We start from the raw sequence: 18,921 nt of genomic DNA, 5'->3' as shown, positions 1-18,921 counted from the left end.
TTTTTGTTCATTAGTGTACCTGCCACCAGTGCTAATTTGGGACCGGGATTTGATTCTCTCGGTCTTGCTGTTGATTTACGGAATCAAGTCGAGTTGGTGCCGTCTCGTTTTTTTACCGTCTCCATCAAAGGGGAGGGGGAAAATAATCCCCGTCTCAAGGGGAATAACCTTTTCGTCAGTATTTTTAACGACCATTATCGCCGCTTGACCCAAAAACGGCAAAATTTTAAATTTACGTTTTACAATCAAATTCCGATGTCCCGTGGATTGGGAAGCTCATCCGCCGTAATCGTCAGCGCCATCAGCTGTGCGCATGAAGCGGCCGGGGTCAAGGTCTCCAAGCGCCGTATTTTAAATCACGCCCTGGTGTATGAGACCCATCCCGACAACATCACCCCGGCCGTGATGGGGGGATTTAATGCCGCGATGGTGGAGAAACAAAAAGTTTTCTCCCAGCAAAAGCATCTTCCCGATTACCTCAAAGCGGTTGTCGTGATCCCCAACAAACCGATTTCGACGGCGAAGTCGCGAACGACGCTTCCGAAGTCGTACAGTAAAGAGAACGCGGTTTTTAACCTCTCCCACACAGCCGTTACGGTATCGGCATTTTTCAATGAAGACTGGGAGATGCTCCGCCTTTCGACGCAGGACCGATTTCATCAAAAGATACGGATGAAAATGCTTCCGGAACTCTTCGCAATACAGAAGATCGCGTATGATAACGGCGCATTGATGTCTACCCTCTCCGGCAGCGGATCGACGTTTTTTAATATGGTCTACGATCAGGATGCGCAAATGATGGCCGATAAATTTAAAGAATCGTTTGGAGATTTTGATGTCAAGATTCTTAATTTTGATAACGACGGACTAATAGTAGAGCGGTAATTAAAGGAAAATTTAGGTATAATGGCGCCAAATTTAAATCAACCTGTACGTATGTGCGTAGTGTGTCGTGAACGTTTTGCGCAATCTGCTCTCGTGCGGCTTCAGTGTCACGAAGGCTCTCTCGAGTTTTACACGGGTCAAGGACGAAGTTTTTATTTGTGCACTGCATGCGTAGGGCACAAAAAGACACCCGGCCAGTTGGCGCGTCAATGTAAGAGCAGTGCGCCCCAGATGCTTATGAATCGGTTAAAGGAGATCATCGTTAATGATGGATAAAGTTAGAGTTCATGAAATTGCCAAGGAACTTGGTATCAATTCCAAAGAGGTAGTCGATAAAGCGGCAGCAATGGGGTTGAACGTTAAGACCGCTTCGAGTACCGTTTCGATCGAAGAAGCCGAAAAAATCATGAACTATATCATGAGCGGCGCAACTGCCGAGAATTCCGCACCTAAACCTGCGACAAAAGCTCCGGTTAAAGAAGAAGTAACGGCTCCAGCCGTCGTAATACCGAATGAAATTGCCGAAGTTAGCGTTGCGGTAGAAAAAGGGGCTGTCGTAGAAGAAGCGGCAGAGGTTGCCCCGGTCCCGGAAGCTCCGAAACGTTCGGGTCTTAAGATTGTCAAGAAAAAGCGCCCGATCGAAGAGGAATTTGTCGCACCGGTGCGACACGAAAATCTTAATGTCTCCCAGTACGGGAAATTAAGTGCCGAAGCGCAGCAGGAGTTAGAAGCGAAACGGGCCAAAAAAGCTCAGAGCAATAGCCCGGTCCAGAAAAAAGAGCAAGGGGTAAAACTCGATATTTTCGGCGGATCGATGTCCGAAATCTCTATGGATTACGATGACAATCAGGTCGTTTTGATGGACCTTAACGATTTGGGTCAAAACGTTATCCCGGAAGAAGAGCAACAAAAGCCGAAAGAGAAAAAACCGATCGGACGCAATGCGGGTAAAAAGCAGGGGGCAAACCGGGGTAAACCGCGTAAAGTTTCCCGTGAAGCCCGTAAAAAATACACCAAAGATGCAAAAGAAGACGAAGTGGTTACCCACGTCGAAATAGCAGAAGATATCCGTGTCTATGAATTTGCCGAAAAAGTGGGACAAACTATTTCTGCCGTTATTAAAGTCCTTTTTGACCTTGGAATGATGGTTACCAAAAATGACTTTTTGGGCAAGGATGAAATCGAAATTTTGGCGAGTGAGTTCGGTGTTGAAGTCACGACCATTGATCCAAAAGATGCCTTTAATCTTGAAAGCGCGTATGATGAAGAGCACGAAGACAGTGAAGGTGCGGTTGAACGTCCTCCGGTTATCACGATCATGGGGCACGTTGACCATGGTAAAACATCCCTTTTGGATGCAATCCGTAACGCTAAAGTAGCACACGGCGAGGCAGGGGGGATTACCCAGCATATCGGTGCGTATTCGGTAGAACAAAAAGGGAAACTGATTACGTTCCTCGATACTCCGGGGCACGAAGCGTTTAGTGCGATGCGTTCACGCGGTGCACAGCTTACCGATATCATCGTAATCGTTGTTGCGGCGGATGACGGTGTTAAGCCTCAAACCCGCGAATCGGTAAAACATGCACAAGATGCAAAAGTACCGGTAATCGTTGCGGTTAATAAAATGGATAAACCGGGTGCGAATCCGGACATGGTTAAAGCGCAAATGGCGGAACTCGGACTTAACCCTACAGAGTGGGGCGGAGATGTCGAATTCGTCGGCGTATCGGCTAAAGCAATGACCGGTATTGATGAGCTTTTGGAAGCAATCTTGCTTCAATCGGAAGTGATGGAACTCAAAGCAAACCCTGATGTTATGGCGAAAGCGGTTGTTGTCGAGTCTACTCTGGAAAAAGGGCGTGGACCGGTTGCTACCGTTATCGTGCAAAACGGAACACTCCGTGTCGGTGACAACATCGTGTGCGGCGGTGCATACGGACGCGTTCGCGCGTTGATCAATGATCGTAAAGCACAGCTTCAGGAGATCGGACCGAGTCAAACAGCCGTTGTCGTCGGTTTGAGCGACGTACCGCCCTCAGGTGAAGTGATGATGGCGATGGAGAGCGATCGTGAAGCGCGTGAAGTAGCACAAAAACGGGCAGAGTATGATCGTCACCGTGAACTTTCATTGAGTACTAAAGCATCCTTTGATGATCTGACCTCGTTGATCGCAGAGGGTCGTATTAAGGCACTCAAAGTGGTACTTAAAACCGACGTTCACGGTTCTCTCGAAGCGATTAAATCAGCTCTTGCAGAATTGCGCAACGAAGAGGTTAAAGTTGAAGTGATCTCCAGCGGTGTCGGCGGTATTACCGAAAATGACATTGCATTGGTTAACAACAGTGAAAACTGTGCCTTATTAGGGTTCAACGTCCGTCCTACGGGTAATGTAAATGCTATGGCAAAACAGATGGGGGTAGAGATTAAAACCTACTCTATCATTTATCAGTTGATCGATGATGTTAAATTATTGCTCGGCGGTATGATGGCACCGCAATTCCGTGAAGAAAATACCGGGCAAGCGGAAGTTCGTGATACCTTCCCAATGCCTCGCGGTACCGGAACCATTGCCGGATGTGTGGTTGTGGACGGTAAACTCGTGCGCGGCGGTATGGTTCGTGTTATCCGTGAGGGTGTCGTTATCCATGAGGGTGACCTTACCTCCCTTCGCCGTTTCAAAGACGATGTCAAAGAGGTAACCAAAGGGTTCGATTGCGGTGTTGTCCTGAACGGCTACACCGATGTCAAAGTGGGTGACGTTATCGAAACGTTCAAAAAAATCGAGACTAAAGTAACCCTGTGACACCGGCACAAATAAAAATCAAACGTACGGAATCGATCCTCAAAGAGATCATCCCTGAAGCGATTTCGCAGCTGGCCGATGCGCGGGTACGCGAAGTAGATGTTATTGATGTCAGCTGCTCACGCGGACGCAGCGATGCGAAAGTCTATCTAGACCCGCACGATTACACGCCGCAAGAGCAGGCCGCTTTTATCAAGCAGCTTGAAAAAGCACGTCCGATTATCGAAGAGCACTGCATGCGGGATCAGGGGTGGTTCCGTTCGCCCCGCTTGACCTTTGTTTTTGACGATACGTTGAAACGGAGTCAAAATATAGAGGCGTTATTCGCCAAAATTGCCAAGGAGAAAAAAGATGAGTCTTGAGAGCGACATTAAAAAAATGGTCGAGTCGATAGGACTCTCCCTCTACGATACGGCGATTTTAAATGAAAATGACCAAACGATTTTCCGTGTAAGCGTGACCGCTCCGGGAGGGGTGAGTCTGGACCGATGTGTCGAAGCGACCCATCTGATCTCACCGCTTCTGGACGTTACCCCTCCGGTCGGAGGGGATTATCGCCTTGAAGTGAGTTCTCCCGGGATTGAGCGCAAGCTGAAAACATTCTCCCATTTTGTTCAATCGATCGGCGAAAAGGTTCTACTTTCTACGATTGACAAATCCAAATACGACGGGGAACTCATTGGTGCCCAAAACGATGAGATCACGATCCGAACCAAAGAGGGGGAGGAACACACTCTCCCTTTCCGCTCGATCAGCAAGGCTAAGACCTACTTCGAGTGGTGATGAACCCCTCACACGCCATGACCCTTGCCCTTAATGCGGCGTGGGAGTATCAGCTTCTTACTTTTCCCAATCCTGCCGTCGGTGCCGTCTGTATCGGTGAACACGGTGAGATACTCTCCGTAGCGGCCCATAAAAAAGCGGGCGGTCCCCACGCGGAAGTGTATGCCCTGCGGGATGCCTACACAATCTTATCCGGCGACAAGGCTATTATTGATAGCGATGATTCCCATTATATACACGATTACCTACGGTCTCATCACAACGGTATTTTTAAAACGGTATCGATGGCGGTGACACTGGAACCGTGTTCCCATAGCGGAAAAACCCCCTCATGCGCCTTGCTGATTCGTGATTTGGGGATACAAAAACTCTATATAAGTATGAAAGATCCAAACCCCATAGCATCAGGCGGTGCCGAGATCGTAAAGGGAGCCGGAGTTGCGTGTGAATTTGGAATTTTGGAAGATGAAGGGGAAAAACTGCTGGAGCCGTTTTTGAAATGGCACTACACCCCTTTTGTCTTTTTTAAATGGGCACAGCGTTTAGACGGATCGATTGATAAGGGGTCGATCAGCTCTGTTACTTCACGAGAACATGTTCATGCGCTTCGTGACCGATGCGATCTAATTGTGATCGGGGGCAATACGGTGCGCATCGATCGACCGACACTCGATGCGAGATTGATCGGGGGGAACGCTCCCGATGTATTGATCTATTCGCGCAATGCAGAGTTTGATCGTTCGATTCCACTTTTTCATATCCCGGATCGTCAAGTATTTATTGAATCTTCATTGGATAGAATCGAACAATATGCTCTTGTTATGATTGAGGGGGGATCAGCGATGATGGAAAGTGCCTCTAGCTACATCGATTGGTGTCTTAGTTACATTGCTCCTAAAATCGGAGGCGGAACACAAACTCTTGGCACCGTACAAGAGGATTTTGAGGTACTGCACGCTAAAATCACCGATAATATTATCCTTTGGATGAAGAAAAGATAGGAATTTTTATGACCAAACAAGAAAAAATCGTCTCGATGTTCAACGATATCGCCCCGACGTATGATCGTGCCAATCGGGTGCTCAGTATGGGTGTCGATACCTTTTGGCGTCGAAAGGCATGCGATTTGGCGTTTGGGTATTGTTTGAGTCCGTCCATAGACTCTATTGTCGATGTGGCGTGCGGCACCGGCGATATGATGGGGTATTGGAAACGGCGTGCCGATAAAGCGAGAATCGCTGTCCGTGAGATTGTCGGGATCGACCCCTCAGAGGGGATGGTCGGTGTGGGACGGGATAAATTTCCTCAGATGTCGTTTCACATTGCTCCCGCAACACAGCTTCCCAAGCCAGACACCTCTGCGGACATTATCAGTATCTCGTACGGTATCCGCAACGTCGTAGAACGCCAAGCGGGATTGCGCGAATTTAACCGTGTTCTCAAATCGGGGGGATTGGTCGTTATTTTGGAATTTATGAAAAATGAAAATCCTTCCACACTCGGAAAAATACGCGATTGGTACATGAACAATGTCCTCCCCCGCATCGGTGGATTGATCTCCAACAACTACGAAGCGTACCGCTATCTCCCCGATTCGATTGAGGGATTCTTGACGGTTGGAAAAATGAGAACAGAGTTGGAAGAAGCTGGTTTTGAGATGCTCTATTCCAAAAGTTTCTCGATGGACATTTCGACGTTGATGATCGCCCGTAAAAAGTAATCGTGTGGTAAGGCCTACTGTATCACGCGGTAGGTTAAAGGAAAAAAATGGTTACCATATCTTCGCTTGATGATTTACAATGGTTATCTGAATCTGTAGAGCTAGAATGTAAACTTGCTATTGGGCAAGATGGACGTGGAAAACTACCTGAAAGTTTTTGGGAAACGTACAGCGCTTTCGCTAATACACATGGCGGAGTTGTTATACTCGGAGTCAAAGAAAAGCATGGGGTATTTGAGCCAAAAGGTGTCCCGGATGCAGAAAAAGTAGTGAAAGAACTTTTTGATAATCTTAACAATCCCAAAAAAGTAAGTCATAATCTCATAGTGGACAAAGATATCCAACGTTTGCCTATCGGTGAGGCAGAAATTATAATCATTGATATTCCTCGTGCAACTCGACATCAAAAACCTGTATTTCTAAATGCTAATCCTTTTGGAGGAAATACCTATCGACGTCTTCATGAAGGGGATAGAAAGTGTGATGATGAAACTGTTAAGCGGATGTTGGCGGAACAAGTTGAAGACATTCGGGATAGTAAAATTTTAGATGGATATAATCTTGATGATATCGATTTGGAAAGCTTACGCATTTATCGTCAGATGTTGAGAGATCGTAATCCGACACATCCGTTTCTTGATTATGATGGACTTGAGTTTTTGAGACAACTTAATGGTTGGAGACAAGACCGCCAGACAAAAGAAGTAGGTTTAACTATAGCAGGATTGTTGATGTTTGGTAAATGGCCTTCAATTCAAGAAGCTATGCCACATTATTTTGTCGATTATCAAGAAAGACCTGAAGCAAAAACGGAAAAACGGTGGGTAGATCGTATTGTCCCAGATGGGACATGGTCGGGAAACTTATTTGATTTTTACCGTAAAGTCTATCGTAAACTTGTTGCTGATTTGAAGACTCCTTTTGAACTCAAAGGAGATCAACGACGTGACGATACTCCCGTACACGAAGCACTACGAGAAGCGTTAGTAAATACTATTGTTCATGCAGATTATTCAGGAAGAATTTCTATTTTAGTTGTTAAACGACCTGATATGTTTGGATTTAGAAATCCAGGTAATTTACGTCTTCCGATTGAACAAGTGATGCAAGGTGGGGAGAGTGATTGTAGAAATCGATTAATGCATCAAATGTTTCTTATGATCGGGCTTGGAGAACGCGCAGGTTCCGGAGTTCCAAAAATCTTTGTCGGATGGAAAAGTCAAGAATGGCGTCCACCATTTTTATATGAAAAAGATGAACCTGAACAAACATTACTTGAGCTTCGTATGATCGATTTATATCCAACCGAAGTAATAGAAGTTTTACGACGTATGTTTGGTAAAAATTTTGATAGTTTAAATCAATTAGAACGTACTGCTATGATAACTGCTGCTTTAGAAAATGTGGTTACTCACAATCGGTTGCTTGAGCTTGTCTCTGATCATGCTCATGATATATCTATGGCATTGCAGAAATTAGTGAAAAATGGATTTTTAGAATCTTCCGGGAAGTCACGAGGTACTGTTTATGTATTACCTGGCGTACAATTGCCAACACCTGATGATGTATTTACTCATAATTTACCTCAGAGGTTAGGAATATCCGAAGGTAGCTTAGGAATATCCGAAGGTAGCTTAGGAATATCCGAAGGTAGCTTAGGAATATCGGATGCAGTTCGAGATGAACAAGGTCGGTTGGTAAGTGATCATCTGGATGCACCCGTGATTGATGATGTGAGATACATAGACCCTGAGTATTTAAAATTTATATTATCTATGGCAGAAGAAACTACAGATGGACGTTTGCCGAAACAAGTTATGAGAAGAATCATTCTCGATATTTGTTCAGGTCAATATATACCGTTATCCGTTTTGGCGCATTTTCTCAATAGAAGTCCTGACGCCTTACGTAAGCAACATTTGACTGAGATGGTACGGGATCGTCAATTACTATTGGCATTTCCTGCAACACCGACTCATGAAAAACAAGCATACAAAGCAACCGATATAAAATAGTGGGATAGAAGATGTCAAATACAATGTTAAGTGTCTCCTCTTTGAACGAACAGATTAAGACCCTTTTAGAGACAACCTTCGAATTTGTCAGCGTCGAGGGGGAGCTCTCCCGCGTCACCAAACACGGCAGCGGGCACATCTATTTCACCCTAAAAGACAATGAATCGGCGATTAAATGTGTGATGTTCAAGGGCAATGCCGCCCGTTTGAAATTCTCTCTCGAAGAGGGGGCTCATATCGTCTTGCACGGGGCACTCAGCCTCTATAAACCGCGCGGCGAGTATCAGATCAACGCCTTTAGTGCCGAACCTTACGGTGCGGGGGCTTTGGCGGTAGCGTTTGAGCAACTCAAGCAAAAGTTGGAAGCCAAAGGGTACTTCGACCCGACCCGTAAAAAAACATTCCCTAAATTTCCCCAAACGATTATTTTAGTCACCTCCGCGACGGGGGCCGCACTGCAAGATATGCAGCGCGTCGCCTCACATCGATGGCCGCTGGTCAAACTCATCGTTTTGGATGTATTGGTTCAAGGACCAAGTGCGGCGGGACAGATAGCCGATGCTCTGAGATATGCCGATACCTTAAACGCCTCTGCGGTCGTTGTCGGACGGGGCGGCGGAAGCATCGAGGATTTATGGGCGTTTAACGAAGAGATCGTTGCCAATGCCATGTTCGCAATGAACACCCCCGTTATGTCGGCGGTGGGTCATGAGATCGACTGGGTGATCAGCGATTATGTAGCGGACATGCGCGCCCCGACACCGAGCGCCGCAATGCAGATGATATTACCCGATCGCAACGAACTGCGTCAAAGCATCGATGAGATTCGATACAGTGCTTACGGGATGGTACAGCAGCGGCTGGAGCGCAAACGTGAACAGCTCCTCTCGATGCAAGAGGCGTTTAACCGCCACGGAGTAGAACATCGGTTAGAGGTGCAGCGCGAGCTGATCAAAGAGCTACGAGAGCGTTTGAACCGACAGATGACACAACGGCTAGAACAAAGCCGACGGGAGATCACTCCGTTGATGGAGCGGTTAACGCAGAGCATCGAATCAACCCTGCGACAAAAGCAGTTTATGATTACTCAGCTAGAGCAAGGGTTTACTGCCAACCATCCCAAAAATAAAAACAAAAGCGGATTTGCACAGATCGCCCGTGAGGGAAAAGTGATTGATTTAGATGCGCTCAGTGTCGGGGAGCAGTTCGATGCGATGAATGATACAACTATGGTGACATCAGAGGTTGTGAAGATTACTCGTCATACCCAAAGGGTACAAGAACCTCTGTAAGGTCTTTGGGCTTGACACGGGAATATCTCTACATATTTCAGTTCACTTGGAAGGAAGCGTTAGATATATTGCTTAGCTTCTTGGACTACTTTATCTAAGAAAATTCTATGTGCTTCATAATAAGCCAGTATTTCTTCTTGGGACAAGCTTATTTTGTCGTCATAAGTCATTGTTTTTTGTGACGTGCTCAGAAATACTTGTATAAATTGATCATAACTAGTATTTAACTCTGGAAAATAAAATCTTATTATCATCCCTAGTTTTGCTCCCACTCCATCAAGTGAATCTTTATATTTTAATGGTTTTATAGCTTCTCGTGTTACTTGATCCATTAATAAAAAAATTTCTTCAAGCTTTTGGCGTTTAAAGTCTTTGATTTTTATCTGATTTTTCTTTTTTTCTAATAATAAATCTTTTCCAATAGCAGATAAAAAACCAATCAAACCCCCTAAAATAAGCGTTATCAATTCCACTTTATATATCCTCTAAAAATGAGAAACTCAACCGATGTTTGTTCAATATACATTTCGGTTTTTTCTTGCATTTTTTCAAACTATTTTCGCTAAGCATTTAAAATCTTACACATATGAATTATAAGGGCTATCACTATCATCAAAACTTTCTTCTTTGTAGTTTTTATCTCTAAAATATGAAGAACAAACTAAACATCTCCAACTACCATGTTTTTCATCTTGTAGCCTTATTAGTTTTTTGATGTCATCATAGCACTTTTGACAATAAGGTCCATCTCTATTATCATTAGTTATTTTCCAATAATATGGTTGTTCAAATTTTACTTGATTTTGAATTCTAATTTGATTTTCTAATTCTTGAATTTTTTCATTTTTAGTTATTAGTTCTAATTTAATATCTGATATTTGACTTTTTGTGTCAGCTAATGCACCCATCAATTCCGCTAGTTTTAATTTTATCTCTGCTTGCTCTAAAGAATCAGCGCTTTCACTTATAACTTTTGATAAGTCATAAGCACTTTTAAGACTGCTTAGTGCTGTTGAGATTGTTACTAAATCCATTTAAGCCCTTATAATATATAATTTATATATCTTTTTTTAATTGTTTGACTCGTAATTTCATATATTCTACTTTTCTAAGATTTTCATCACCTTTTGCTTTTACTAATGCTTGTGACCATAAACCATTATCTATAATAGTATCTTTAATTTCTTGTTCTGCTGTAGCATAAAACTTTGAATCTTTATCATCTATAAGTGATGATATATCTTCAGTCGCAGTTTTGATATATGCAACACCATTTGCAATACTTTCTTTAAAAGAAGTACTAACAAGTTTTTTAAAACTTATATATATTGCAGTAGCACCAAATAAAATTCCAACGACCCAAGCTAATTCACGGCTGCGAGTTATTTCATAAGTAAATGAACCAATTGCAAACCAAATTGCTAGGCCAATCGCAATTGAAATAATAACTTTCATTATATACCTCGAATTTTGAGTTTTCTGATTCTACTTAAGTTTTAATATAACTTTGATAAAACAATTCAAATGATCTCTCGCTCCCAAGCTCTGGATTCACCCTAAAGGGCACTTCGCCCGATCAGGTTGGGAACCTCGTAGAGGTTCTTGTACCCTTGGGGTATGACGAAGAAGTATGATTTTCCCTTTTTGAGTGTACAATATCACTATAAAATCAATACAATTGAATGAGATGACAAAAAACGAAATTCTTGAAATCCTCAAAGCTCTAAAGCCCCGCTATCAACAAGATGGCTTGATCCTCGTCGGGTTGTTCGGCAGTTTCTCACGCGGTGAAGAGAAGAGCGATAGTGACGTTGATATTGTCTATGAGATCGAAAAAGGGAAATCCTTTTCGATGTTTAAATATCTCAAATATCTCGCTGATCTGGAAAAATATCTCAATCATAAAGTCGATTTAGTTAGAGCTGAAACCATCAAAAGTGATTTAAAACCTTATATCTACAAGGACATGATTTATGTCTAGGGATTGGAAGTTTTATCTCAGAGATATTCTCGCTGAGTGTCAGAATATTCGAAAATTTACGGCAAATATAACGTTTGAAGAGTTTACCGAGAATACTGAAAAAGTGTATGCAACGGCAAAAGCATTTGAAAACATCGGTGAAGCGGTTAAACAAATACCCAAAGAGATACAAGATGAATTTAGCAGTGTGCCATGGAGCGAAATTGCTAAAATGAGAGATGTGCTAACACATCATTATTTTGGATTGGATGACAAGGTTTTATGGGATACTCTGGCAGATGATTTTGCTATGTTTGAAGAGATCGTTGAACAAATAGCGAAGAAGTATTTGGATGCAAAAAATTAGTTGGACTAGCCGTTCGTGGTGAGCCTGTCGAACCATGAACATTTTACTCAAACTTATTCAGCAATAAAATCGTGAACCGATGAATACAGAAATCATCCACTATTTTCATACACTGCCAAAAGGCAAAGGACTCTCATCCCCTTCTAAGACCCGTTCCTAATTAAAGGCGGTACGGCCGAGAGATTCACCGCGTCTTCCTTTTGGTATCAATAAAATTATAGCATATTAGTAACAAAACGTTACAAAAATATAGACAGAGTCTACAGATAAATTTGACAATAGTGTGTATAGTAAGTATAATAGTCTCATGAAAAGTTCGGAAATAATCAAGAAGATGTTGGCTGATGGTTGGGTATTGGTTGCCGTGCGCGGAAGTCACCATCAGTTCAAACATCCGACCAAAACTGGTCGAGTCACCGTCCCCCATCCTAAAAAAGATTTGGGGATCGGACTGGTACGGGCGATTATGAAACAAGCCGGACTTAAGGAGGAATAAATGATTCGCTACCCTATCGCCATCGAAATCGGTAATGAGATAACAGCATTCGGGGTGATCGTCCCTGATCTTGTGGGGTGCTTTTCGGCAGGTGACACTCTCGATGAAGCGATTGATAATGCCAAAGAGGCGATCACTTTGCATATCGACGGACTGTTCGATGATAATGAAACGATACCCGCTCCGTCGCCTGTCAGCCGATACAGCTCATTAGCAGAGTATGCAGGGGTCATTTGGGCGATTGTCGAGATTGATCCTGCTATATTGGATGATAAAGCCGAGAGGGTCAATATTACACTACCTCGCCGTGTGTTAGCGAGACTCGATGCAAAAGCTAAAGAGGCGGGAGAGACGCGCAGCGGATATATCGCGCGTCTGAGTATCGGGGCGTAAAGCGTTATAATGTAGATGTCAAACACTTCAATTCAGAAGAGTAGGAGCGAGAAGAACGAATCATCCTACATCCTAAGAATATCTTTATACTAAAAACGATATTATCAGCATAGTGGCATATAGTACTAAAAGACGATAAGGAGTTTATATGACAACAATAGTAGGTATTAGAGATTTAGTAAGAAATATCGATATGTTGCAAAATTATGATTATGTAGATATCGAAGATAAAAAAACACACGAGTATAAGGGGCTTTTTCTCTCTCCGTCCTATGCCAAAGAGTTCAAAGAGTATTTGGAACAAAAGTCTAAAAAAGAGAAAGAGGATAAATTATCGAGACTAAAAGCGTATGCCGGAAAAGGGAGTATCGATGAAAAATACAATCATCTCTCTTCCAAAGAGCTAAAAGAATCGGTCTCTTTGGAAAAACTCAATGGGTAAAAAGATATTTCTCGATACCAATATTGTCGCTGATCTCATCGATGCCAACAGAGTCAACCACTCCCCAGCTATACGTATGATGGAAAAACTGATCGAGGATGATTGCGGTGTTTGCATCAGTGAAGATATCCTCACGACGCTATTTTATATCTCAAAAAGCAAAGCGCAGACTCTGGAATTTTTCAAAAATGTCATTTTGGTGGATTGGGAGATTTTGAGTTTTGGCAAAGAGACACTCCACGAAGGGGTGGATATCGCATTGACAGAGGGGGTGGATTTGGAAGATACCTTGCAATGCCTTTGTGCGAAGCATAACGGGTGTGAAACGATCATCACCAACGACAGTGGGTTTTATGGTTGCGGTTTAAATATCGTGAGTAGTGAGCAGTTTTTAGGCTAATTTCCACTCGATTTCACCCTTGGAGTAATACTATGAAACTCAAAGAAGCACAAAATATTTCAGGGTATAAATTTCTTTTCATTTTTGAAAACGGAGAAAAAAAAGAGGCGAATATTGAACCGTTAATTTCGCAATATATATCCAAAGATGAGACAAATACCGCTCATGTTGATGAAGAGTGGGGATGTTTGGAATTTAAAAACGGCTCGGTAGATATAGAGCCAAAAACGCTCTATACGTTTGTGAAGAGTGTATAACCGTTATTTCAATGTAACCGGCGGAAAATACATATGAGCTAAACTGGCTCCCTCTGCGGCAAACCGTTTGAAAAAGCGGTCCATCGGATCCTCTTTGTTCCATACCGGATCTTTGACTTTTGAGAGTGCGGCGACACGGTTTTTGGCGTCAAATTCGACACCGATGGAATCGATCAGCTTGACCTTTTTGGCCTGAGCGGCGGTGAAGATATGGGCATCGGCGAAATCGGCGCTTCGGTTCAGGTCGAGTTTGCGCGCACGGGCGACGTCTCCGACGAAGAGATCGTAGGTTCCGCCGATCACTTTATCGAGTTCTGCCCGTTCAACACTGCTCCACGGGCGATCAAACGTCCCCACCTGTTTATAGGTTCCCGCATGGACAACCTGGGTTTTTACCCCCACTTTTTTCATCAGTTCGGAGATGTCGGCTCCTTCCATGATAACGCCGATGGAGCCGATCATGCTGCCGGGATTGGCGACGATCTCATTTCCCCAGATGGCCGAATAGTATCCGCCGCTGGCCATAATCCCCGCCGCATACACGACGACAGGCTTGGCTTCACGGAGCCGTTTCACGGCATAGGCGATCTCCACTGACGGTGCGACGGCACCGCCGGGAGAGTCGATGCTGAATAATACCCCTTTGACATCTTTGTTTTCGCGTGTTTCGTCGAGTTGTTCGATAATCGGCGTCGCATCGAGAATCGGGCCGGTGAGGACGATTTTTTGAAGATTATGGGGAGATATCCCGTCACTGCCGGAGGGGATGAGTATCCATAAAACGAAAAGGACCAAAAGGGTGGCTTTAAAATGGGCTTGGATAAATCGGATTCCGTTCGCCAGACATGAGCCGATTTTTTTGAACAATTCCAACATATTTATCCTTTTACTTTTTCACCGTAAATATAGACTGACTCGATCAGTGGAGGCCGCAACAGCAGATGCAGCGGTAATTGATCGCTGATAGGATAATCGACCTGCGCGATAACGATATCAGCATCGTAAGAAGGGACGATTTTACCACAATTTAATTTCAACGCTTCTGCCGCATCTGCCGTAACGCTTTGCCAAAGTTTTTGAGCCAGCGCAATAAGTTCTTGTGAATGGTGCATGAAGAGGGCAATTTTCATCTCTTCGAAGAGATCGAGAGTGTAGTTGGAACTAAGCCCGTCGGTTCCGACTACCCATCGGATAGTATTGGCTTGCAACCGTTCCAAATCGAGTGCGCCGTTGCCGAGAAGACGGTTGGAAATCGGGCAGTGGATGATGGTATGCTTCCCCTCTTGTAATTGCGTTAATTCATCATTTGAGGCATGAATCACATGGGTAAAGAGGGTAGGGACATTTTTAAAATAACTCAGAAATTCGGCTGGAGTGTTCGCAGCATGGTGCTGTTTCAAGAAATTGACAAAAAATGGTTTGAAATCGCCGCCGTTTTCATCGAGCCACTCCCGCTCTGAGAGACTCTCCATAAAGTGGGCGGTGACGCGCAGTTCATGTTCTTGTGCATATTTAAGGGCTTTTTGAATCAATACCCGATGGACGGAGTAGGGGGAATGGATGGCAATAGAAGGGTGAAATCCCTCTCTTTTGACTGTTTGAGAGGCAAAAAGACGCTCTTGAAAATTGGCATACAGGGCATCCGCCATTGCAGGATCGGAACCGATAAGTTCGTTGAAAAAGACCACCTTCTGGGGACAAGCGGCTGCGGCATTGAGATCATATCCGTAAGAACTCACTGCACCGAAAGCAGTAATTCCGTGCGAAAGCATCTCTTCAATCTCTTTTTGAATACACGTATCATCACATTCGTTGATCAGTTCATCACGGCTGGCGATGACACTGTTGAGCCACGGCATAAATCCTCCGTAGGTCAAAGTAGAGCGGTTGGCACTGAACTCCAGATGGACATGCGGATTGATGAGCCCCGGCATAATTACCGATCCCTCACCCAGTTCTTGGCACTTTGACCCATAACGCTCGCGCAGCACCTCATTCGGAGCTACTTCGAGGATGGTTTTGTCAAAGACGATACCGTGGTGACGTAAAAGAGAGGTCCCGGTCAACAGGGCGTCGGGTAAAAGGATCTTCACAATAAACCTTTGGCAATTTTTCGTGTAAGTATAGCAAGCTTTTTAGGGCGAAACCGCTCAAAAATGGGATGGAATAAGGACGAATTGAGCTATTTTGTAAAAATTTTGGTTATAATTATTGACTTTGAATGATATTTAAGTTAATTTTAAAGATATTGTAAAATTAGAGTAATAGAGGTATTTCATGAAGGTATTGGTAGTCGATGATTCCAAATTGGCCCGTTTGACACTGATTAAGACATTGAAAGAGTATGAGCCTTCTGCGGAAATATTGGAAGCGGAGAACGGGGCGGTTGCGGTAGAGGTTTTTCAAGCTGAGAGCCCGCGCGTTGTTTTTCTGGATTTGACGATGCCGGTCATGGATGGTTTTGAAGCGTTGGAGCGGATGATGCACATTAATCCCAAAGCGCAGGTGGTTGTGGTCTCTGCCGATATCCAGACACAGGCGCAGGAGAGGGTATTGGCATTGGGGGCGAAATTAATGGTTCCCAAACCGATCAATGCCGATAAAATGCTGGGTGTACTTCAGCAGCTGGTTTTTTAAAAACGAAGGTAAATCATGGAATCCACGGAATTTTCAAGCGACCATTTGGATGTGCTGAGAGAGTTAATGAATATCGCAATGGGGAATGCGACGGCCAGTATCGCCGACTTGCTTCAGGCGTTTGGGACGATGCACATTCCCCATATCTCCATCAGCGATATGGACGGGCTGAAAAGTTATATTGAAGAGGCCGTCCCTTCGGATCAGCATTCATACGTCACCAAACAGCTGTTCGGCGGAGTGTTCGGCGGGGAGTTTGTTTTTGTCATGACGAATGAATCGGCGGCCAATCTGGGCCATTATCTGTATGACGTGGATGTTCCAAGCGATGCCGATATCTTGGACGCTGTTATTGAATTGACCAATATTTTAAGTTCGACGATTATCAGCCGTTTAACTGAAGAGCTGAATACCAAAGTGCAGTTTTTTCCCCCTTCGACCGAAATAATTTCGGGAAATAACCTGATCTCTCAGGAAGAGACCCTCAATTACCACCGGATTATTATTGTGAGTACGGTGATGGAGTTCCAAAGCCATAAGATCAGCGGTCAGATTTTTATCCTGACAAAAGACGGGATGATTCAACGGCTCCGGGAGCTGATCGATCAAAAGCTTGAAGAACTGTATGCATGAATTATATGCTGAAACAATGTAATATCGTTTTCGACTCTTTGGAAAACGGGACGCTGGTTGTGGATGAAGAGTGTGTCGTTTGGTCATGGAATAAATGGCTTGAGATCAATACGGGGATAGAAGCGGAATCGATTATCGAAAAAAATCTGGAGCTCTTTTATCCTGAAGTGGATTACAAAGGGCTACAGCGAAAAATACGGACAACGCTGCGTCTTAATACCCCTACCTTTTATGATGCTTCTCTGAGCAATCGATTTATCCAGATTCCCCGGCACAAAATAACCAGTTCCCTTTTATCCTTTATGCAGCTTCAGGTGACAATAGCCCCGTATATTCCCGCAGAAAAAAAAGTGATGATCTCGATTCATGATATCAGCGATCTGCATGAGCTCAAGATGACGCTTCAGCAGCGGATGAAAGAGATTGCCCTCCTCAACAGCGAACTTCAACAAGACAAACAGATTATCAATGCCAATCTGATGATTGTTAAAACGGACAGCGGATGCGAAATCGTAGATGCGACGGAGGCGTTTTGTGATTTTTTCGGTTACACGAAGGGGGAGCTGATCGGGGGTTCTTTGTCCCGATTTTATGCTCTTGATGCAGGCAGCGATGATTTTGAACAGATGAAAGAGGTCTTGAGAAATAAGCACAGGTGGTCGGGCGAGGTAGAGATCATTACCAAAAACAACGATTGCGTATGGATGGATACGGTGATTTCACCGTTTGTGGACGAATATGGCGAAATTATCAGTTATACGGCGATTTATCACGATATTACCGATAAAAAGCGTATCGAGATGCTGTCGGTAACCGATCCCCTGACCAAACTGTTTAATCGACAAAAATTTGATGATGTTTGCCGAGGGATGTTGATGCGTCGTCATTGGACGAAAGAGTATACGTTCGGTTTGATTATCATCGATGTGGACTATTTTAAAAAAGTCAATGATACCTACGGGCATCAGGCGGGAGACAGCGTACTGATAGAGGTTTCCGATATACTTTCCCAGACCGTCCGGACCGGTGATGTCTTAGCCCGATGGGGAGGGGAAGAGTTTGTTGTACTGACCCCGGATGTGGATAGCGGGAAAGTTCTGTATGCGGCTGAGAAACTTCGCCGCGCTATCGAGATGCTAGAGATTCCCGCCGTCGGAAAAGTCACCGCATCGTTCGGGGTGACGGTATTCGTCGAAGGGGATACTCAGGAGAGTATGCTGCACCGCTCCGATCAGGCGTTGTACCGTGCAAAAGAGAAGGGGAGAAATAGGGTCGAATCGATTTTCTCCTAGTGCAATTTAGTTCCTTATAATCTATAACCGCTTATAATCTACCCCTAAAATATTTCCGAAGGTACAATATGAAAATAGTGGTAATCCAAGGCCCGAATCTTAATATGCTCGGCGTACGCGAACAGCAGGTTTACGGACCGATGCGACTTGAGCAGATTCATGCACAGATGAAAGAGGTTGCAGCCCAAAGCGGTGTAGAGATTGAATTTTACCAAAGCAATTTGGAGGGGGAGATTGTTGACCGTATTCAGGAGTGTTATGGGGATGCTGACGGTATTATCATCAATCCGGCAGCGTACACCCACACCTCGATCGCTATTCGTGACGCGATTACGGCGGTATCGCTGCCGACTATCGAAGTCCATATCAGCAATATTTACCGCCGTGAAGAGTTTCGTCAAAAAAGTATGACGGCACCGGTGTGCACCTCGTCCATTATCGGATTCGGTCCGTTCGGATACCATTTGGCGATGGTCGGAATGCTCCAGATTTTGAGTGAAATTACGGCCATTCGCGAAGCGCAGCAAGAGGGGCAAGCGTAAG

The 18,921-nt window shown here is 44.3% G+C and carries 25 protein-coding genes; 20 read left to right on the top strand and 5 right to left on the bottom strand.

All coding sequences use genetic code 11. The features are described from left to right. The first annotated feature begins 3 nt into the window (after positions 1–3). From thrB to xseA, 9 genes are read left to right on the top strand one after another with little or no spacing between them, the layout of a single operon-like run. Positions 4–885 (top strand): homoserine kinase, encoded by an 882-nt coding sequence (thrB, locus tag M0P91_RS07930; RefSeq protein WP_295066232.1) that lies wholly within the window; start codon positions 4–6, stop codon positions 883–885. 21 nt (positions 886–906) lie between these two features. Continuing rightward, on the top strand, positions 907–1,161 hold the full coding sequence (locus M0P91_RS07925; RefSeq protein WP_366934069.1) for a DUF448 domain-containing protein: 255 nt from the start codon (positions 907–909) through the stop codon (positions 1,159–1,161). Further along, positions 1,151–3,691, top strand: a complete 2,541-nt coding sequence (gene infB / locus M0P91_RS07920) for a translation initiation factor IF-2 (RefSeq protein WP_295066230.1) — start codon at positions 1,151–1,153, stop codon at positions 3,689–3,691. The genes M0P91_RS07925 and infB overlap by 11 nt, the downstream gene beginning before the upstream one ends. Further along, positions 3,688–4,053: a 30S ribosome-binding factor RbfA gene (rbfA, locus tag M0P91_RS07915; protein WP_295066229.1), complete on the top strand. Its 366-nt coding sequence runs from the start codon at positions 3,688–3,690 to the stop codon at positions 4,051–4,053. Before infB ends, rbfA begins: the two co-directional genes overlap by 4 nt. Beyond that, positions 4,043–4,474, top strand: a complete 432-nt coding sequence (locus M0P91_RS07910) for a ribosome maturation factor RimP (RefSeq protein WP_295066228.1) — start codon at positions 4,043–4,045, stop codon at positions 4,472–4,474. The genes rbfA and M0P91_RS07910 overlap by 11 nt, the downstream gene beginning before the upstream one ends. Beyond that, complete coding sequence (gene ribD / locus M0P91_RS07905; protein WP_295066227.1) at positions 4,474–5,475, top strand: bifunctional diaminohydroxyphosphoribosylaminopyrimidine deaminase/5-amino-6-(5-phosphoribosylamino)uracil reductase RibD; 1,002 nt, start codon at positions 4,474–4,476, stop codon at positions 5,473–5,475. The genes M0P91_RS07910 and ribD overlap by 1 nt, the downstream gene beginning before the upstream one ends. A gap of 8 nt (positions 5,476–5,483) precedes the next feature. Beyond that, entirely contained in the window at positions 5,484–6,194 is a 711-nt protein-coding gene (ubiE, locus tag M0P91_RS07900) for a bifunctional demethylmenaquinone methyltransferase/2-methoxy-6-polyprenyl-1,4-benzoquinol methylase UbiE (RefSeq protein ID WP_295066226.1), read from the top strand. 47 nt (positions 6,195–6,241) lie between these two features. Continuing rightward, positions 6,242–8,209, top strand: a complete 1,968-nt coding sequence (locus M0P91_RS07895) for an RNA-binding domain-containing protein (protein ID WP_295066225.1) — start codon at positions 6,242–6,244, stop codon at positions 8,207–8,209. Between the two features lie 11 nt (positions 8,210–8,220). Continuing rightward, complete coding sequence (gene xseA / locus M0P91_RS07890; RefSeq protein WP_295066224.1) at positions 8,221–9,501, top strand: exodeoxyribonuclease VII large subunit; 1,281 nt, start codon at positions 8,221–8,223, stop codon at positions 9,499–9,501. Between the two features lie 59 nt (positions 9,502–9,560). Here the strand turns inward: xseA and M0P91_RS07885 are convergent, their stop codons facing one another. The 3 genes from M0P91_RS07885 to M0P91_RS07875 all read right to left on the bottom strand — a co-directional run bounded on the left by M0P91_RS07885 (position 9,561) and on the right by M0P91_RS07875 (position 10,956). Then, a complete protein-coding gene (locus M0P91_RS07885; protein WP_295066223.1) occupies positions 9,561–9,974 on the bottom strand; it encodes a hypothetical protein in 414 nt (137 codons plus the stop codon). Between the two features lie 105 nt (positions 9,975–10,079). After that, entirely contained in the window at positions 10,080–10,535 is a 456-nt protein-coding gene (locus M0P91_RS07880) for a hypothetical protein (RefSeq protein ID WP_295066222.1), read from the bottom strand. 22 nt (positions 10,536–10,557) lie between these two features. Next, entirely contained in the window at positions 10,558–10,956 is a 399-nt protein-coding gene (locus M0P91_RS07875) for a hypothetical protein (RefSeq protein ID WP_295066221.1), read from the bottom strand. A gap of 232 nt (positions 10,957–11,188) precedes the next feature. On the opposite strand from M0P91_RS07875, the gene M0P91_RS07870 reads away from it, so the two are divergent. The 7 genes from M0P91_RS07870 to M0P91_RS07840 all read left to right on the top strand — a co-directional run bounded on the left by M0P91_RS07870 (position 11,189) and on the right by M0P91_RS07840 (position 13,816). Further along, positions 11,189–11,482 (top strand): nucleotidyltransferase domain-containing protein, encoded by a 294-nt coding sequence (locus tag M0P91_RS07870; protein WP_295066220.1) that lies wholly within the window; start codon positions 11,189–11,191, stop codon positions 11,480–11,482. Further along, a complete protein-coding gene (locus M0P91_RS07865) occupies positions 11,475–11,828 on the top strand; it encodes a DUF86 domain-containing protein (RefSeq protein WP_295066219.1) in 354 nt (117 codons plus the stop codon). Before M0P91_RS07870 ends, M0P91_RS07865 begins: the two co-directional genes overlap by 8 nt. Positions 11,829–12,135: 307 nt before the next feature. After that, positions 12,136–12,324: a type II toxin-antitoxin system HicA family toxin gene (locus M0P91_RS07860; RefSeq protein WP_295066218.1), complete on the top strand. Its 189-nt coding sequence runs from the start codon at positions 12,136–12,138 to the stop codon at positions 12,322–12,324. Continuing rightward, on the top strand, positions 12,325–12,717 hold the full coding sequence (locus tag M0P91_RS07855; protein ID WP_295066217.1) for a type II toxin-antitoxin system HicB family antitoxin: 393 nt from the start codon (positions 12,325–12,327) through the stop codon (positions 12,715–12,717). A gap of 148 nt (positions 12,718–12,865) precedes the next feature. Continuing rightward, a complete protein-coding gene (locus M0P91_RS07850; protein ID WP_295066216.1) occupies positions 12,866–13,159 on the top strand; it encodes a hypothetical protein in 294 nt (97 codons plus the stop codon). Further along, positions 13,152–13,559 carry a type II toxin-antitoxin system VapC family toxin gene (locus M0P91_RS07845; protein WP_295066215.1) on the top strand — a complete coding sequence of 136 codons (408 nt, stop codon included), beginning with the start codon at positions 13,152–13,154 and terminating at the stop codon, positions 13,557–13,559. Before M0P91_RS07850 ends, M0P91_RS07845 begins: the two co-directional genes overlap by 8 nt. A gap of 32 nt (positions 13,560–13,591) precedes the next feature. Then, positions 13,592–13,816: a DUF2442 domain-containing protein gene (locus tag M0P91_RS07840; RefSeq protein WP_295066214.1), complete on the top strand. Its 225-nt coding sequence runs from the start codon at positions 13,592–13,594 to the stop codon at positions 13,814–13,816. 3 nt (positions 13,817–13,819) lie between these two features. Here M0P91_RS07840 and sppA read toward each other — a convergent pair whose 3' ends face one another. Beyond that, the gene (gene sppA / locus M0P91_RS07835; protein WP_295066213.1) at positions 13,820–14,692 is read right to left on the bottom strand and encodes a signal peptide peptidase SppA; all 873 of its coding nucleotides are present in this window, start codon (positions 14,690–14,692) and stop codon (positions 13,820–13,822) included. A gap of 2 nt (positions 14,693–14,694) precedes the next feature. Next, positions 14,695–15,909: an aminofutalosine deaminase family hydrolase gene (locus tag M0P91_RS07830; protein WP_295066212.1), complete on the bottom strand. Its 1,215-nt coding sequence runs from the start codon at positions 15,907–15,909 to the stop codon at positions 14,695–14,697. A gap of 184 nt (positions 15,910–16,093) precedes the next feature. On the opposite strand from M0P91_RS07830, the gene M0P91_RS07825 reads away from it, so the two are divergent. The 4 genes from M0P91_RS07825 to aroQ all read left to right on the top strand — a co-directional run bounded on the left by M0P91_RS07825 (position 16,094) and on the right by aroQ (position 18,920). Continuing rightward, on the top strand, positions 16,094–16,453 hold the full coding sequence (locus M0P91_RS07825) for a response regulator (protein WP_295066211.1): 360 nt from the start codon (positions 16,094–16,096) through the stop codon (positions 16,451–16,453). Between the two features lie 15 nt (positions 16,454–16,468). Continuing rightward, positions 16,469–17,086: a chemotaxis protein CheC gene (locus tag M0P91_RS07820; RefSeq protein WP_295066210.1), complete on the top strand. Its 618-nt coding sequence runs from the start codon at positions 16,469–16,471 to the stop codon at positions 17,084–17,086. Continuing rightward, positions 17,083–18,378 carry a sensor domain-containing diguanylate cyclase gene (locus tag M0P91_RS07815; RefSeq protein ID WP_295066209.1) on the top strand — a complete coding sequence of 432 codons (1,296 nt, stop codon included), beginning with the start codon at positions 17,083–17,085 and terminating at the stop codon, positions 18,376–18,378. Before M0P91_RS07820 ends, M0P91_RS07815 begins: the two co-directional genes overlap by 4 nt. 68 nt (positions 18,379–18,446) lie before the next feature. Beyond that, positions 18,447–18,920, top strand: a complete 474-nt coding sequence (gene aroQ / locus M0P91_RS07810; protein WP_295066208.1) for a type II 3-dehydroquinate dehydratase — start codon at positions 18,447–18,449, stop codon at positions 18,918–18,920. Position 18,921: the final 1 nt, after the last annotated feature.

Origin of the sequence: Sulfuricurvum sp. (assembly GCF_023229695.1) — a bacterium.
GTDB lineage: Bacteria > Campylobacterota > Campylobacteria > Campylobacterales > Sulfurimonadaceae > Sulfuricurvum.
This window is presented reverse-complemented; position numbering and strand designations above follow the sequence as displayed.